Annotated in this window: 14 protein-coding genes; 4 read left to right on the top strand and 10 right to left on the bottom strand. The window is 60.1% G+C overall.

What is annotated here, in order from left to right; translation table 11 throughout:
- Nucleotides 1-24 precede the first annotated feature (24 nt).
- The 3 genes from AC1RCO_RS05625 to AC1RCO_RS05635 form a co-directional block, all read right to left on the bottom strand.
- Nucleotides 25-441, bottom strand: a complete 417-nt coding sequence (locus tag AC1RCO_RS05625; protein WP_015635620.1) for an NUDIX hydrolase — start codon at nt 439-441, stop codon at nt 25-27.
- Between the two features lie 158 nt (nt 442-599).
- Nucleotides 600-1,235: a LysE family translocator gene (locus AC1RCO_RS05630; RefSeq protein WP_492617606.1), complete on the bottom strand. Its 636-nt coding sequence runs from the start codon at nt 1,233-1,235 to the stop codon at nt 600-602.
- A gap of 84 nt (nt 1,236-1,319) precedes the next feature.
- Nucleotides 1,320-2,126, bottom strand: a complete 807-nt coding sequence (locus AC1RCO_RS05635; RefSeq protein WP_346624277.1) for an AraC family transcriptional regulator — start codon at nt 2,124-2,126, stop codon at nt 1,320-1,322.
- A gap of 329 nt (nt 2,127-2,455) precedes the next feature.
- Between AC1RCO_RS05635 and praB the strand changes: the two genes are divergently transcribed.
- Nucleotides 2,456-2,953, top strand: coding sequence for an alkane oxidation protein activator PraB (praB, locus tag AC1RCO_RS05640; protein ID WP_492617483.1), 498 nt, complete (start codon nt 2,456-2,458; stop codon nt 2,951-2,953).
- Between the two features lie 88 nt (nt 2,954-3,041).
- On the opposite strand, the gene AC1RCO_RS05645 is transcribed toward praB, so the two are convergent.
- Nucleotides 3,042-4,124, bottom strand: a complete 1,083-nt coding sequence (locus AC1RCO_RS05645) for a linear amide C-N hydrolase (protein WP_445494714.1) — start codon at nt 4,122-4,124, stop codon at nt 3,042-3,044.
- 178 nt (nt 4,125-4,302) lie between these two features.
- Between AC1RCO_RS05645 and AC1RCO_RS05650 the strand changes: the two genes are divergently transcribed.
- Nucleotides 4,303-5,136 (top strand): enoyl-CoA hydratase/isomerase family protein, encoded by an 834-nt coding sequence (locus AC1RCO_RS05650; RefSeq protein ID WP_015635615.1) that lies wholly within the window; start codon nt 4,303-4,305, stop codon nt 5,134-5,136.
- 48 nt (nt 5,137-5,184) lie between these two features.
- On the opposite strand, the gene AC1RCO_RS05655 is transcribed toward AC1RCO_RS05650, so the two are convergent.
- Nucleotides 5,185-5,784 carry an MliC family protein gene (locus tag AC1RCO_RS05655; RefSeq protein WP_492617484.1) on the bottom strand — a complete coding sequence of 200 codons (600 nt, stop codon included), beginning with the start codon at nt 5,782-5,784 and terminating at the stop codon, nt 5,185-5,187.
- A gap of 242 nt (nt 5,785-6,026) precedes the next feature.
- Between AC1RCO_RS05655 and AC1RCO_RS05660 the strand changes: the two genes are divergently transcribed.
- Nucleotides 6,027-6,602, top strand: a complete 576-nt coding sequence (locus AC1RCO_RS05660; protein ID WP_053151678.1) for a hypothetical protein — start codon at nt 6,027-6,029, stop codon at nt 6,600-6,602.
- Between the two features lie 595 nt (nt 6,603-7,197).
- Here AC1RCO_RS05660 and AC1RCO_RS05665 read toward each other — a convergent pair.
- From AC1RCO_RS05665 to AC1RCO_RS05680, 4 genes are all read right to left on the bottom strand, one after another.
- A complete protein-coding gene (locus AC1RCO_RS05665) occupies nt 7,198-7,710 on the bottom strand; it encodes an Imm15 family immunity protein (RefSeq protein WP_225368786.1) in 513 nt (170 codons plus the stop codon).
- Nucleotides 7,711-7,812: 102 nt separating this feature from the next.
- Nucleotides 7,813-8,217 (bottom strand): hypothetical protein, encoded by a 405-nt coding sequence (locus AC1RCO_RS05670; RefSeq protein WP_258610757.1) that lies wholly within the window; start codon nt 8,215-8,217, stop codon nt 7,813-7,815.
- A gap of 102 nt (nt 8,218-8,319) precedes the next feature.
- A complete protein-coding gene (locus AC1RCO_RS05675; RefSeq protein WP_492617485.1) occupies nt 8,320-9,465 on the bottom strand; it encodes an AAA family ATPase in 1,146 nt (381 codons plus the stop codon).
- Nucleotides 9,466-9,479: 14 nt separating this feature from the next.
- The gene (locus tag AC1RCO_RS05680; RefSeq protein WP_492617486.1) at nt 9,480-10,340 is read right to left on the bottom strand and encodes an RNA ligase family protein; all 861 of its coding nucleotides are present in this window, start codon (nt 10,338-10,340) and stop codon (nt 9,480-9,482) included.
- 338 nt (nt 10,341-10,678) lie between these two features.
- Between AC1RCO_RS05680 and AC1RCO_RS05685 the strand changes: the two genes are divergently transcribed.
- Entirely contained in the window at nt 10,679-11,338 is a 660-nt protein-coding gene (locus AC1RCO_RS05685; RefSeq protein ID WP_011061294.1) for a hypothetical protein, read from the top strand.
- A gap of 72 nt (nt 11,339-11,410) precedes the next feature.
- Here the strand turns inward: AC1RCO_RS05685 and AC1RCO_RS05690 are convergent, their stop codons facing one another.
- Complete coding sequence (locus AC1RCO_RS05690; RefSeq protein WP_011061293.1) at nt 11,411-13,102, bottom strand: SulP family inorganic anion transporter; 1,692 nt, start codon at nt 13,100-13,102, stop codon at nt 11,411-11,413.
- Between the last annotated feature and the right edge of the window lie 464 nt (nt 13,103-13,566).

Below are 13,566 nucleotides of genomic sequence, written 5' to 3' on the forward strand. Positions count from 1 at the left end.
CGGGAAGGGCCGGGGCGTGGCTGCTCAGCTTTCCAGGGCGGCCATCTGCACCAGGGCGCGCACGGCGCTGCGGGTGGCCTGGGTCAGGGGTTGGGGCAGGCGGTCGAGCTCGAACCAGGCCACATCGCTGTGCTTGTGCGGCTCGCAATTGCGCGCCGGCATGGCCGGGGCCGAGGCCAGGTACACCGGTGATACCCAGTGCTCCTGGCGCAGCGGGTCGATCTGGTCGACCACGCACAACAGGCTCACGCCTTGCAGGGTCAGCCCCAGTTCTTCGTGGATTTCCCGGCGCATGGCCTGTTCCACCGGTTCCAGCCAGTCGACCTTGCCTCCGGGCAGGCCCCAGCAACCGGCTTCCGGGTCGCGCAGGCGCTTGACCAGCAGCAGCTGGCCGTCCCGGACAATCGCGACACCGCACCCCAGGCGTGGCTGTTGTTGCATGGCAGGTCCTCCTTGCACTGTTTCGGCGGGGCAGATACCGGGCAATGCCCGGCAGGCCCGTTCACCGTTGCGACAATATCGGCAGCGGCGCTTTCGGCAGATTATTGCTTTGTTGTTTATTTGTAATGACAGTTGGAAGTCACTGCCCGGGGCGTGATTCAGTGACGCCACACAGTGGCGCCGATCACCAGCAGCGCCAGCAGGATCAGCACCACCCCGGTGCCCCGTTCCAGCCAGGGCAGGGCCCGGGCAAAGCGCTCGCGCACCCGGCGGTTGCCAATGGCCAGGGCCACCAGCACGTCCCACAACAGCACGGCGCTGAACATCCACAAGCCATAGACCAGCTTCCAGCCGGCACTGGTCTGGGCCCCCACCAGGGACGCCAGGCTGACATAGAACAGGGCGTTCTTGGGGTTGAGGATGCCGGAGAGAAAGCCCATGCCCAGGCCACGCCACCAGGTGGCCCGGCCCAGCGGCCGGGCTTCGCCGTTGCCGTCCACCGCGGCGAGGGAACTGGCGCCGGCATGGCGGATAAACAGCCAGCCCATATAAAGCAGGTAGCCGCCCCCGGCCAACTGGATCGCCAGGAACAGCGGGCTGCCTGCCCGAAACACCGAGACCCCGGCAAACGCCAGGACGATAAAGGCACCATTGGCCAGGGCGATGCCCAGGCAGGCGCCGGTGGCCGATCGCCACCCCGCGGCCATGGACATGCGTGCTACCAGGAAGAAATCCGGGCCGGGGGAGAGCAGGGCGAGAAAGTGCGCGGCGGCGACCAGCAGGAACTGTTGAATCATGGGTAGAGCCTTCCAGTGACGTGAAAGCCTGGAAGTCTGCGGCGCCGAGAGAGCCGGGGTATTGAAGAAAATTGCGCGGCCTCAGGCCTTGTACAGGCCCGGGGTTACGCCGACATGAGCCTTGAACACTCGCTGAAAATGCGCCTGATCAGCAAAGCCCAGGCGCTGGGCCAGGGCTGCCGACGCTTCCCCGGCCTGCAGCGAAGCGCGGGCCTGGATGATCCGCTGGTTCAACTGGTAGGCATGGGGCGTCATCCCGGTGGCCGCGCGAAAGGCGCGGATCAACTGGTAGCGGCTGATTCCCGCCAGTTCCGCCAAGTGCTCCAGAGGCCCGGCCTGCTGCGGATCACACTGGAGGAAATCCACGACCCGGCGCACACCTGCGCTGGCCCGGGCCGGATCGGCCGCCAGGGCAATCACCGGTTGCTCCCGGGTGGCCAAGCCACCGATGAACTCGATCAGCGCGGCCTCCTTGTGCTGCCAGCTGGCGCTGGAAAACAACAACTGGTTGAGCCGGCAAAAAGCCTGGTAGAGGCCACTGTCGTGGCTCAGCACGACCTGGGAAAGCGCCGACCCATGCTGCTGCGCTTCTTCGCGCACAGCGTCCACCCAGCGCGGGTCCAGGTGCAGCATCTGGTAACTCCAGGCGCTGTCGGGCAGGGGATTGCAGGCATGGGCGCAATCGGCCGGGACAAATACCACGCTGCCAGCCTGGATCCGGGTCGGGCCCTGGGCGCCGCCGCTGAACACACTGACACCCCGGTCCACGGCACCGATGGACACCGTCGGATGGCTGTGGGCCTTGTAGTTGGCGCGGCTGTCACAGGCCCGGCGGCTTTCGACGTAGGGCAGGTTCGGGTCGCGCCAGAATTGGGCGGTGGAGGACATGGTGCGGTTCCGCGAAGAGCTGTAGAGACCGCGGCGACGCGGTGGGCGGGTTAGCCTAACAGGCCCCCCGGCAGGCTTGCCACAGGGTTGAAGGCCGATGGGGAGCCTTGACCGATCGGAGATTGCCAGCTATTTGATTCAAAAAAATATTTCAATGCTGTTTTTGAATTTCGCCCAGGGTGGAGGACTTTCCTTGGCGCCTTGGCCGCTCCCGTGAAATGCAACCGACCTGAAGCTTGGCTGGAAAGGGACGTCCTGCCGTTTTCATGACCTCTCGATCATGGCCATTACCCCGGCGAAACACTTCGCCCTATGCGTGAGGAACAACAATGAAAAGCTTGAATAGCCTGATGATCGCAAGTGCGCTTGTCATAGGGTTGTGCTCCACGACCCTGGTGGCCGCTGCACCACACTTTTCACCCCAGGGCCCGTTCTACGGCAACAATGGCACCCTCTCGATAAAACTGCCGTCGTCGTTTCAGGCACAGGTCACCTGTGGCATCAGCCTGAGCGGTTCGATCAACACTCAGGATGAAGCCAAGATCCACAGTGTGTTCATCAGCGGTAGCGGAATCTGCAAGTCCTTGCAGGCAAAGAATCTGCCCTGGATCTTGAAACCGGAAACCGTATTTTCCTTGAAGCTGGAGGGCGTCAGCTTTGTCGTCTCCAATTTCGTGCCTGCCAGCAATTGCGGGGCCAATGACATATTCGTGACCTGGAACGGTCCCTTTCAAAAGTTGAGTGCCTTCAACCAGGCCCTCACTGGCAATTGCACACTGGCCACGCTGGATATCACCCTGCAGCCGCCACTGACCCTGGTCCTGTAGCTCCCTCGCGATACCCCGAGCTCCCGGGCCTTGTGGCCTCGGGCGCTCGGGCGCTCGGGGCACATTGCCTCGGCAGCGTAGAAACCGCTCAGGCACCTTGAAACTTGAAGGCGGGGGTGACCTTGAAGTCGCCGGAGACTTCGCCGGAATAGGTGGTGGACTGGTCCTTGCCCAAGTCGAGCTTCTTCACCTGGCCCGTAGTGCTTGCGAAGTCGATCTTCTTCAGGTCGACCCAAAAGGTATTGGGGGTCAGTGCCGACTCGAAAAAGTACAGCTTGCGTTGATGGTCCACTACAGTGCGCCAGCGAGTGGAGGAAATATTCGGTTCACCCGGGGTGGAGATGCCGTAAGGCACAGAGACGTTTCTGATCACGCTGAACACGCTGGCCAGGGAGACCTGCGGGCTCTCGTCCTTGGGAATAGCGTTGACATAGAAGGAGGCCCGGGCGAATCGATCCGCGGCGCGGTTGGTGCCCGGCAACATGACGGTGCCGCCAATGGATTTCCAGTAGGCATTGAGGGCCAGCTGTTCATCAAAGGTCGGGGAATTGGTCATGACCTGGAATTCCCGGCCATGGTGAATCACCGGCTTGCCCTTGATGTACTCGATGATCGCGCTGTCCCCCGTGGCGTCGGAAATCGACAGGTGCAGGGTCGCCAGGCGCGTATCCCCGGGGACATTGGCCGTCACCAGGGTAAAGGGCTCTTTCTTCAGCGCGTCCACGGCCTCCGCCACGGTGGCGTAGTTGTCCAGCACATACTGGGCCCAGGCGGCGATGCTGAGGCCCGGCTTGCCGTTGTCGGGCACCGGGTACTGGGACTCCACCAGCCACAGCAGGTTGGTCACCAGGCCTGCCTGGTTGACGCCGTCGGTAGTCGCGATGTCATAGCCCGAGGCAATCACACTGCCGTAGCGCGAGGTCCACTTGATCGAGTTGGCTCCCACCTCACCATTGCGCTGCATGCCCTGCGGGAAGATCCACAGATGGGTCGCCACATCGGTTTTCCAGTCCATGGAACGGGCGGTGATCACGCTCTGGTTGCTTCCCAGGTAGGTCAGCCGGGTGCAGGCCTGGGCGAGGGGCAGGGACAGGATGATACTGCTGAGGGCCAGGACTAAGGCCCTAGGCACGGCTTTCCTGGGCAGTGGCAATACCGTCATTACCTTCATGGTGCTGATTCCTGTTTTATTCGGCCGAGAAGGCGCGGGTCTCTGAATTCATACCAGTCTTTTTCCTTGTCAAGAAAGCCCGGAGTGACCTGAAAATCGCCATAACCTCACTTTTAGCACTGCCTATACTGGATTGCGCAGCCGTTTCACCGCAGGACACACATAAACAGGAGCGTTTATGACTTTCAGCGAAATAGCCTATGAGCAGTCCGGGCCCGTGGTGATCATCCGCTTCAACCGTCCCGAGCAGCGCAACTGCATCGGCCCGGTCACCCACCGCGAGCTGATCGAGGCCTGGACACGCTTTCGCGAGGATGACAACGCCCTGGTGGCAATCATCACCGGCACCGGCGACCGAGCCTTCTGCGCCGGCGGCGATCTCAAGGCGGCCGCGCAACTGGTGCCCAGCAGCGCCGAGGAAATGGCAGCCCACGACCGTGGTGAACGCCCGGGCATCATCGGCCCCAGCCGCTGGACCGAGATCTACAAGCCGATCATTGCCGCGGTCAACGGCGTGGCCTATGCCGGTGGCCTGGAGTGGGCCTGTTTTGCCGACATCCGCATCGCTGAAGAACACGCCTCGTTCGGCGTTACCTGCCGGCGCTGGAACATCGGCCTGGCGGATGGCGGCACCCAGCGCCTGCCACGGATCATCGGCATGGGCCGGGCCATGGAGCTGATTCTCACGGGCAAGGTGATCGACGCCCAGGAGGCGTACCGCATCGGCCTGGTCAACGAAATAGTGCCCAGTGGGCGCTCCCTGAAACGGGCACTGGAGCTGGCCCATGTCCTGGCCGGCCTGCCGCAACCGGCGATGCGTTCGGACAAGGAAGCGGCCGTGCGCGGCTATGGCTTGCCATTGGCGGAGGGCTTGAAGATCGAAGCGCAGTGCTTCAACCGCTCGATCCATCAACCGGAAACCCAGGAAGGGTTGCGGCGGTTCATCGAGCGCGATCATCCGGATCGGGCCAGCCAGCAGTCGCCCGGGACGCCGGGTATTGTCAGGAACTAACCCCCAGGGCTTGGCGGCCTGCACCCGATGCGGTGCAAACGGCAGGGCTCAGCCTGCTTTCTTGCAGATCATCTCTTCAGCCCCATGGCCCCAAGTGACAGCGGCCTCGCCCTGATGCTCCCAGAAGCTCTCGTTCTGCCCTAGGTAACGTGAGCCGCTGGCAGAACTGGCCTCCAGCATCAGCGATTGCCGGCCTTTATATAAGGCGGTGAGGGAGGGGGGGTCGGTCTGGAAGAAGGTGACACTGATACGGCCATTGCTCGCGCAATCGAACATGACCGGAGCGGAGGAGGTGACCAGCCCATAACCCGTCTGCAGTTCGACGATGCGCCGACGATAGCTATCAGCCACGCAGGCTTGCTGATCATCGATCTTCCAGCACTCGTCGCGGCCCTTGATCCAGCCACGCTGTTCGGCCTTGAGCACATTGCCGCGCTTGCCGGCATTCTTCAGGGCGTCGCGATAAATAGTGGCCAACTTGCGGTCCAGTGCCGCGAGACCAGGGTTCTGGCAGATCAGTGCGGTTATCGACCCGGTCATCTTCTCACTGCAGTTGAATGAAGGACCTTGTTCGGCCGTTGCCAGAGAAGTGGCCAGCAGGGCCGATAAAGCGACACTGCTCACCATTGTTCGAAGGGGAAAGGTCATGGGTAACTCCTGATATCCAATATAACTAAACTAAATATTCATTTAGTTTAGTTATTTATAAGCGTCATATTGTAAGGGCAGGGTAGCTCATCCCGCGAGCCATATCTCGACACCCGGCAGCACTCGGCAAGACCCGCGGCGAGGTGTATTTGATAAAGGGCAGATCGAAGCTATCCTCACCAGGGGCAGCAATATCGATTATTTAAACTGCATATTGAACAACTAGGCAGGAGCCAAGAAACATGACAGGGGAAGATCTGGTCAGGGCAATAGAAAACAATGCAACGCTCATGGGGCTGAAGGATTGTCCTTCCGTGCCCATTCAAATGAGCTGCGCTGTCTACGGGAAGGTGCAAAATGATGTTGGAAACGATGTCATTACAAATAACGGAAGCATGAAATACCAAATCGATCAGGCTCTTTTATTTCGCGGCCTGCACTCGGAGACAGCTGTTTGGCACTTTAGTACGGGACCAGTGGTTCATCATTTTGTCGTGATCCCTTGGTACAGGCAGTCAGCCCCTCAAGGGACCGTGTATACGGTATTTATGGCCTACGAAGGAAAGTACCTGCTGGTTAATTATGTAAAACATAACAGCCCGGCCCCTGGTGAGGTTAAAGGCTACAAGACAGCCTGGACGGAAAACGACTTGAGAACCATGCTCTCTGACTTGCTCACCAAGAGTAATGCCTGGGAAGAATACTTCGGCAATGTCGGACCGGCCCAGGCGAATATAATCCACTACTACAAATACAAAACAACAACGCTAGACTCTGCAGTTTCCAACGTGAATCGATACAGAGAGCTCTGTCGGTAGATTTCTTGGCCGTCCCGGCAATTACCCAAAGCCCACCTTCAATAGTTCGATATATAGGTGGGCCACAGTCAGCAACCACCTGAGTTTAAAATTCTCCCGCTCGAACTTTGACAGGCGTTACGAATTTCGAAAGACACACACCACGTGTTCATCCGCAGTCGGAATCCGCGGGAGTCACGCAGCTGGAAATTTTTCGGCCCAGGGCCGGTGAAGTCCTGGGTTGGCTACAAGGAGCAAAGGAATCAGGATTCGTTTGTCCAGGATGTCATTGCGAAGGCCCAGACGCGAGCAACAGCAAAGTGATCGAAGCCTGGCTTCAGAAGCTGTTCCTGAAGGTAGGAAGCGTTGCAGTTGAGCCTGGGTAATTCTTGGGTAACGTGACCCACATGAGCACATCGTATCTACGCATAATGTATATTATGTTAAATAGCATAACTCCAAGGCTCACAGGAGCTGTGATCAGCTATCAGGCTTGGATCACACATCCGGGCGCTTTCGACGCTTTGAATTGGCGTACCCGAGCTGGTCATTTCCAGTTTTCGAAACCACTCACTGCTCAGATCCACCGTCGGATTGGCTGACGAACCCTGTACTCTCATGAAGTCCTGGGTACAGCAAAGACCCTTACAATTTCTTCAGCGCAAGCTGCGTCATAAGATCTGCTTTCATAAAAATCAAAAGCCGTTTCTGCCCCACAGCTGGAAAAATGTTTTTTCACTTTCTTCATCTCCTTCGACGCAAGCCCTCTATCATGTTCTCGTACTTTTTCCAAAAAACTGACTGAAGCTGGCTTTGCGTAAATAAAAATATTGGGTATGAGAACACCTTGCTGCTCCAGCCCTTCAAAGTCTGTAAAAGTCACGGCGAAAAAAACATCTTTACCTGTTGAAACCTCCAAGACTCTTAAAGTATTTAAAACAAACAAAGCGAGCCCTGTCAGAAAATCAGACACCCCGTCGCTGCTCATTTCATCCATCAGGTGCTTTAAGCGACCATACCTTGATACAAGCGGAATCTCTTCAAAGCTTTCATAGCTCTCGAAGAACACGTCCATATCATTGTACGGCTCTTTACTGATTACCTTGTTATAGAGATCTGTAAGCTTCATTTCCAGGGGATACTCCATCCGTCGCAGGATGTTCGGGTGGAACGTCAGGAAGTTCAATCAACGAGGGTGCGTTCTGGCTACAACTACTTTCACTGGGATCACCTAGCCCTCAAGCTCATAAACCTCGATATCACGACCAATAACATATAGATCCCCTTCTTGGCGCACTTGATCAATAGATGCTGGATCAGCATCCAAAGCGTAATTTCCATCAATGTCGACACACCAATACTCGTCAAACTTCAACAACCGAACCCCCGAGCAAATTGAATTGAATTGATGGCCGCTAACTTTCGCACTCAGCTCTTCGACGCCACGGACAACCACTTTGACTTTCTTCCAAACATTTCCGTCAATACGGTGATCTCTGGCATGAAATACAACCTGTGCTGCGAGTCGTTCGCCTGGCGCATAATTAAACTCGAACGACAATAGCAAGCCATCTTCAAAACGGTGAAAAGCTTGTAAGACCTCACTTATTTTTTCTGCAGTTTCTGACATTTTCATTTGCCTGGTGATTTCTGGCCGTGACTTTCAAGTTGGTTGCTTTTCAAGCGGATAGGGTTTGAAACGCTTCATGCCTCGCGTCGCCATGTCCCCCTGGACCACTCACCCCGTCACCGCCTGATAAACAACTCGGTGCGCCTCGGTGGGCAGTGGCACTTCCCACTTGAACAGCATGCGGCGGATATCATCGTTGCGCAGCGAGGTGTCGCGCTGCTGGTTGCGTCGCATGATCTCGTCCTCGGGGCGCTCCAGGTAGAGAATCTCCACCTGCGCGCCGTAGCCGTAGAGCAAGTCCAGGGTGCGGTTGCGCATCTGCGCCGACAGGTGCGTCGAGTTCCACACAAAGGGTTTGTGCTCTCGCAGCAAGGCCTTGGCCCGGTCGATGGCGTAATGCGCAGCGGCGCCTTCATTCTGTCCATGGCGCAGGCCCAGGGCCTGGCGGGCGTCGTCGAACGACACCACCGGCAGCTCCGGGTGATGCTGTGCGGTCCAGGTGTCCTTGCCGCTTGCCGGCAGGCCCGAGAGCATCACCACCGACGAACCCTGCGGCGCGTGCAACGGGTAGTCGGGATGTACCCGGGCGCCACGCAGGTACTGAATGCGTGTGTAGTCGTCGGCAAAGGCCCGCGGTCCGTGCAGGCAGCCCTCCTCCTGCGCCAGTTCGCGCCACAGTTCGATGGCGTCCAGTACATCGGCCTTGCCGGCGTAGTTGCGGCCCTGCATATCGGCCTCGGCGACGGCACAGAGCATCCACAGCGGCAGTTCCCAGGACAGTTTGTGCAACAGGAACTCAGGGCTGCGGCCGCTGCGATCACCCTGCAGGGCGAAAAACGGCACTTGGTGCACGGCGATGATGCGGCAGATCTGCTCGCGCAGCTCGAACGGCACACCGGCGCGCCACAACAGCAGCCGCGCATCCACCGCCCCCCGGCGTGAATGACCGGGCTGGCCGATACGCCCGGTATCCTTGTCGATCACCGTGGTGTCGGGCTTGGCGATGTCGTGCAACAGGGCCGCGAAGAACAGCACAAAGCGCTGCTCGGCGCTGGCCTGCTGGTAGGCGGGTTGGGCCAGTAATGCCTCGACCACCAGGCGGGTATGAATCCATACATCGCCCTCGGCGTGGTAGATCGGGTCCTGCGGTGTGTCGGCCAGGCGCGCCAGGGCCGGAATGGCCGACAGGCAGGCGGCGGTGTCCATATCGCGCCCCGGCTCAGGGACCAGTTGGCGCAGTTGTTGAATATCCATTTCGGGATGCTCCTTCAGTAGCCGTGGCGTGGGCCCTGCCAGTCCATGGACAGGCGCGGGGCATAGAGGTCGACACCGGCGGCCAGTTGATTGGGGATAAAGGGTTGGCTGGCATGGTGCTGGTCGGCATCGAGGATGGCCTGGACGAAGTCCTGGCGTACCCACTTGAGCCGGCCGAGGGTCTGCTGCTCGTCCTCGAGCTTCAGGTACAGGCCCTCCATGCGGCTGGAGCGGTCGCACTGACGCCAGGCACGGGCCAGGTCGAGGCCTTCGCGGTGCACCACCTGCTCGAACACCTGGTGCCAGTGCGCGGTCTTGGCCAGCGAATCGCCCACCAGCGCTAGCAGCTCGGCATGCCGGCGCGGTGCCGGGCCTTCGTACAGCACAGGCACCGACAGCACCGGCCCACCTTCTAGCAGGCGCCGGCGCGCCGCGGTGGAGAGGAACAGCCCTGTGGCGCGGTCCCACACATCGAACTCGCAGAAGTAATGTGGCAAGTGGTCGTAGAACACCGAGTGCTTCTTGTGCAGCCACTCGCCATACAGCACGAAGCGATCTTCCAGGCGTTCCAGCAACCAGTGCTCATGGGCCGAGGCCCACTGCTTGAACAGATTGAACTGGCGCTCGCGCCCACCGCCGGTGAGGTAGTGACCGCGAGATTGCAGGAGCAACTCGCCGCCTGCGCCAAAGCTGATGCCCGCGTTGGCACCATCGAGTTTTTCTTCCACCACCAGCCACTGTCCGGCCAGGGCGCCATAGCGCACCTGGCCAGTGTCAGTGTCGCCATCTTGCAGGCGCGAGCCTTGCAGGTGGGGCGTACGGGGGTATTTGAGCAGTTCCAGGTTGTGCGCGGTGGCACGAATATCCGTGTGCATGGGTTTGTCCTCGAAAACAGAGAAAAACCAACGACAGGATCAGGCAGGCATGGCAATGAAGCGCCGCCGTGCATAGGCACGGGCAGCCATCAGGCAGGATGGACCGTCGTCGGTATCAGGCGTGTTGGCTGGCGTAGGGCACTGGCTTCACCACTTGGAGAAAAGGTTGCAGAGGCTTTAGGGCGCGCATTCAACAGCAGATAGCGGCAGCAGGTCAAGCCCCGAGAGGACAAAACCCCAGCGCCCCTGCTTGCGCGAAACACCCGAGCTTTTGTCATGAAAAAAATCGCCTGGGGCTCATAGGGTGCAGCCAGTCATAACCCGATAAGGAATCGATCATGAAACGTTCAAGCGTGCTGATGGCTGCAGTCATTGGCCTGGCACTTGCACCTTTGGCCCAGGCCTCGTCCATGGCTGACAGCGAAGAGAAAGCCCAGTTGCGCAAACTCTTCTGCGAGTCGAAGGGCGGCGCCGATATCACTGCGCTGGGTGAGTTGAAGAAGTCCGACGACGTCGGCGCCGTGGTGGTGTGCAAGCTCCCGCCCTCGCCCACCACCGTGGTGGAAAACCAGGCGGCATCGAGCCTTGCCGCGCTGCCATTGACGCCCGTCACGGCAACGCTTGCGCCACCGTCGGGGGTCTACAAGCTCGCCCCGGGAGCCAGCAGCGTCAACACTTCATGCTCTGCCAACCTGGCCATCGCCAAATGGGCGGGCTTTCCCAATACCAGCAACGGCAACGCCACCTTGAACTGTCGTGGATACAATGCCGGCGCAGCAGGCGGTACGCTGGGTTGCAAGATCGAATGGACCGGGCCGACCCAGGTCGCCATCGGGGTCACCCCTTACGGCGGCCAGGTCGCGGTGAACTTCAATTGCCAGGCCCTTTACTTCGGTTCCGTCGGCACGGTGATGGATTTCAGCTACGCCGACCCGACGTATCCGCGCATCCGCTATGGCTCGGTCCAGGCCACCAGCAGCATGACCATCACCCAGTGATGCCGTGCCAGCCTGGCTGAGCTTCGATCAAGCGCCGGCAGGGCTGCTCCCTGCCGGTCACCCTCCTCTGCTTCATTGCTTGCCGCGCATGCTGTTGCGCCATATGCGGTAGGTCCTGATCCCCGAACGCACCGAACCGAACAGCAACTGGCTGTCCATTTCCCGGGTCATCCCCGAACGTTCCAGCATCGCCAGGAAAGTACCGCGGGCACGGGCGATAGCGAAGTAGATGCCCTGGGCGGCCAGGGTCTCGCGGATTTCCCGCAGCACCGCGATGCCGCTGACATCGATATCGGTCACCGCCTCGGCATCGAACAGCACCACCTCGGGTTGGCTCTCGCGCTGCACCGTGTCCAGCAGGCGCATCTTGAAGTAGTCGGCGTTGAAGAACAGGATCGCGTCGTCGAAGCGATACACCACCAGGCCGGGCACAGTGCGGGCTTGCGGGTACTGGCGGATGTCCACCTGGCCTTCGATGCCGGGCATCCAGCCCAGCACCGCGTCGGTGGGTTGGTAGATGCTGTACAGCAGGCGCAGGATGGCCAGGGTCACGGCGAACATGATGCCCGGCAGCACGCCCAGCCCCAGCACACTGACGGTGGTCAGCAGGCACAGCCAGAACTCGAAGCGGCTGAGTCGGTAGATTTGCTTCAGGGACTTGACGTCGAGCAAGCCCCAGCCCGCCATCAACAGCACCGCGCCCAGGGCCGGCTGCGGAATCCACGCCATGGGCGCGGTGAAAAACAGCAGAATCAGCGCAATCGCCAGGGCGGCGATGATGCCCACCAGCTGGCTCTTGCCTCCGGCCATGTCATTGACCGCGGTACGCGAATCCGCACCGCTGATGGCAAAGCCCTGGGAGGCACCGGCGGCCAGGTTGCTCAGGCCCAGGGCGATGAATTCATGGTTGGCGTTGATCGCGTAGCCATGGCGCGCGGCGAAGCTGCGGGCAGTGAGCATGGCGCTGCAGAAACTCACGGTAGCGATGCCCAGCGCGTCGCGCAGCAGGCTCTTGCTTTCCTCCAGGGTGGTCTTGGGCCAGGACAACTCCGGCATCCCGGCCGGCACATGACCGAGGATCGCCACTCCGAGGCGGTCGAAGCCCAATAGCCCGGCCAGCAAGGTGAACAGCGCCACCGTCAGCAGCGCCGCAGGTACGCGCGGATAGCGTCGCGGCAGCCAGATCAAAAGGCCCAGGCTGGCCAGGCCGACGGCCAGGGTCAGGCCATGGATCTCCCCCAGGCGCTGGAGAAAGTCCGCCAGCCCCAGGATGAAGCCGTCGCCTTCGATCTTGAAGCCCACCACCTTGCCCATTTGCCCGGCGATCAGGCTCAGACCGATGCCGTTGAGGTAGCCGATGAGGATCGGCCGCGAGAAGAAGCTGGCGATAAAACCCGCCCGGGCGATCCCGGCGGCAATCAGCATCAGGCCCACCAGCACGGTGACGATCATCGACAATTCGACGGTACGCTGCAGGTCGCCCATGGCCAAAGGCGCCACGGCCCCGCCGAGCATGGCGCAAGTGGCGGCATCGGGGCCGACCATCAGTTGCCGCGAGCTGCCGATCAAGGCATAGACGATCATCGGCAGCACACAGGCGTAAAGCCCGTATTGCGGTGGCAGGCCGACAATCTGCGCATAGGCGATGGCGATCGGGATCTGGATAGCCGCCACGGACAACCCGGCCCGCAGGTCGGCGCGCAACCATTCGCGGCGGTAGTGCAACAAGTTGGACAGGCCAGATAGACAGCGGGATAACGACATGCCGGGTCCTTTCGAAATATTCCGTTTTATTCTTTGGCTGCGCGCTTGTTTGGCAAGGCGACGCGGGGCGTTATTCAAGCGAATCGGGCAACTTAGCGCCATGAGCTGGAGCAGCTTTTGCTTCGATTCACCCAGGTGATTGGCCATGGGCAACCCGCTGAGGCGCAGGTGGTGGTGAGCTTGGGCCTCTATAGATGAACAACCACGATGACGCGCCACCTCCCGGTGCATGTCGTCGCGCTCGTAGCCGGGCAGCAAATGACCGTCGGTCACCTACCTTGAAACGGCTCGGTGTTCGCTCCATTGGTCGGAGAGTTTCTTGACTAGGATTAAACCGCGCTAAGACTTTAACCGGAATTGTTAGAGGTGACGCCCAAGTGGCTCTGGACAGAAGGTTAATCCGCAGGAGCCGGATTGACTCGTACGTTCGCTTTGACTGAGTGCCTATGAGGCCGATATGGAGA

Source organism: Pseudomonas sp. GW823-FHT03E05, assembly GCF_058796855.1.

What these genes read in the sequence shown, in the direction of transcription:
- praB (WP_492617483.1), top strand. Translation starts at nt 2,456, where the DNA reads ATGAAAAGCTTGAATAGCCTGATGATCGCAAGTGCGCTTGTCATAGGG.
- AC1RCO_RS05680 (WP_492617486.1), bottom strand. Translation starts at nt 10,340, where the DNA reads ATGCACACGGATATTCGTGCCACCGCGCACAACCTGGAACTGCTCAAA.
- AC1RCO_RS05670 (WP_258610757.1), bottom strand. Translation starts at nt 8,217, where the DNA reads ATGAAAATGTCAGAAACTGCAGAAAAAATAAGTGAGGTCTTACAAGCT.
- AC1RCO_RS05675 (WP_492617485.1), bottom strand. Translation starts at nt 9,465, where the DNA reads ATGGATATTCAACAACTGCGCCAACTGGTCCCTGAGCCGGGGCGCGAT.
- AC1RCO_RS05665 (WP_225368786.1), bottom strand. Translation starts at nt 7,710, where the DNA reads ATGAAGCTTACAGATCTCTATAACAAGGTAATCAGTAAAGAGCCGTAC.
- AC1RCO_RS05645 (WP_445494714.1), bottom strand. Translation starts at nt 4,124, where the DNA reads ATGAAGGTAATGACGGTATTGCCACTGCCCAGGAAAGCCGTGCCTAGG.
- AC1RCO_RS05655 (WP_492617484.1), bottom strand. Translation starts at nt 5,784, where the DNA reads ATGACCTTTCCCCTTCGAACAATGGTGAGCAGTGTCGCTTTATCGGCC.
- AC1RCO_RS05690 (WP_011061293.1), bottom strand. Translation starts at nt 13,102, where the DNA reads ATGTCGTTATCCCGCTGTCTATCTGGCCTGTCCAACTTGTTGCACTAC.
- AC1RCO_RS05685 (WP_011061294.1), top strand. Translation starts at nt 10,679, where the DNA reads ATGAAACGTTCAAGCGTGCTGATGGCTGCAGTCATTGGCCTGGCACTT.
- AC1RCO_RS05660 (WP_053151678.1), top strand. Translation starts at nt 6,027, where the DNA reads ATGACAGGGGAAGATCTGGTCAGGGCAATAGAAAACAATGCAACGCTC.
- AC1RCO_RS05625 (WP_015635620.1), bottom strand. Translation starts at nt 441, where the DNA reads ATGCAACAACAGCCACGCCTGGGGTGCGGTGTCGCGATTGTCCGGGAC.
- AC1RCO_RS05650 (WP_015635615.1), top strand. Translation starts at nt 4,303, where the DNA reads ATGACTTTCAGCGAAATAGCCTATGAGCAGTCCGGGCCCGTGGTGATC.
- AC1RCO_RS05635 (WP_346624277.1), bottom strand. Translation starts at nt 2,126, where the DNA reads ATGTCCTCCACCGCCCAATTCTGGCGCGACCCGAACCTGCCCTACGTC.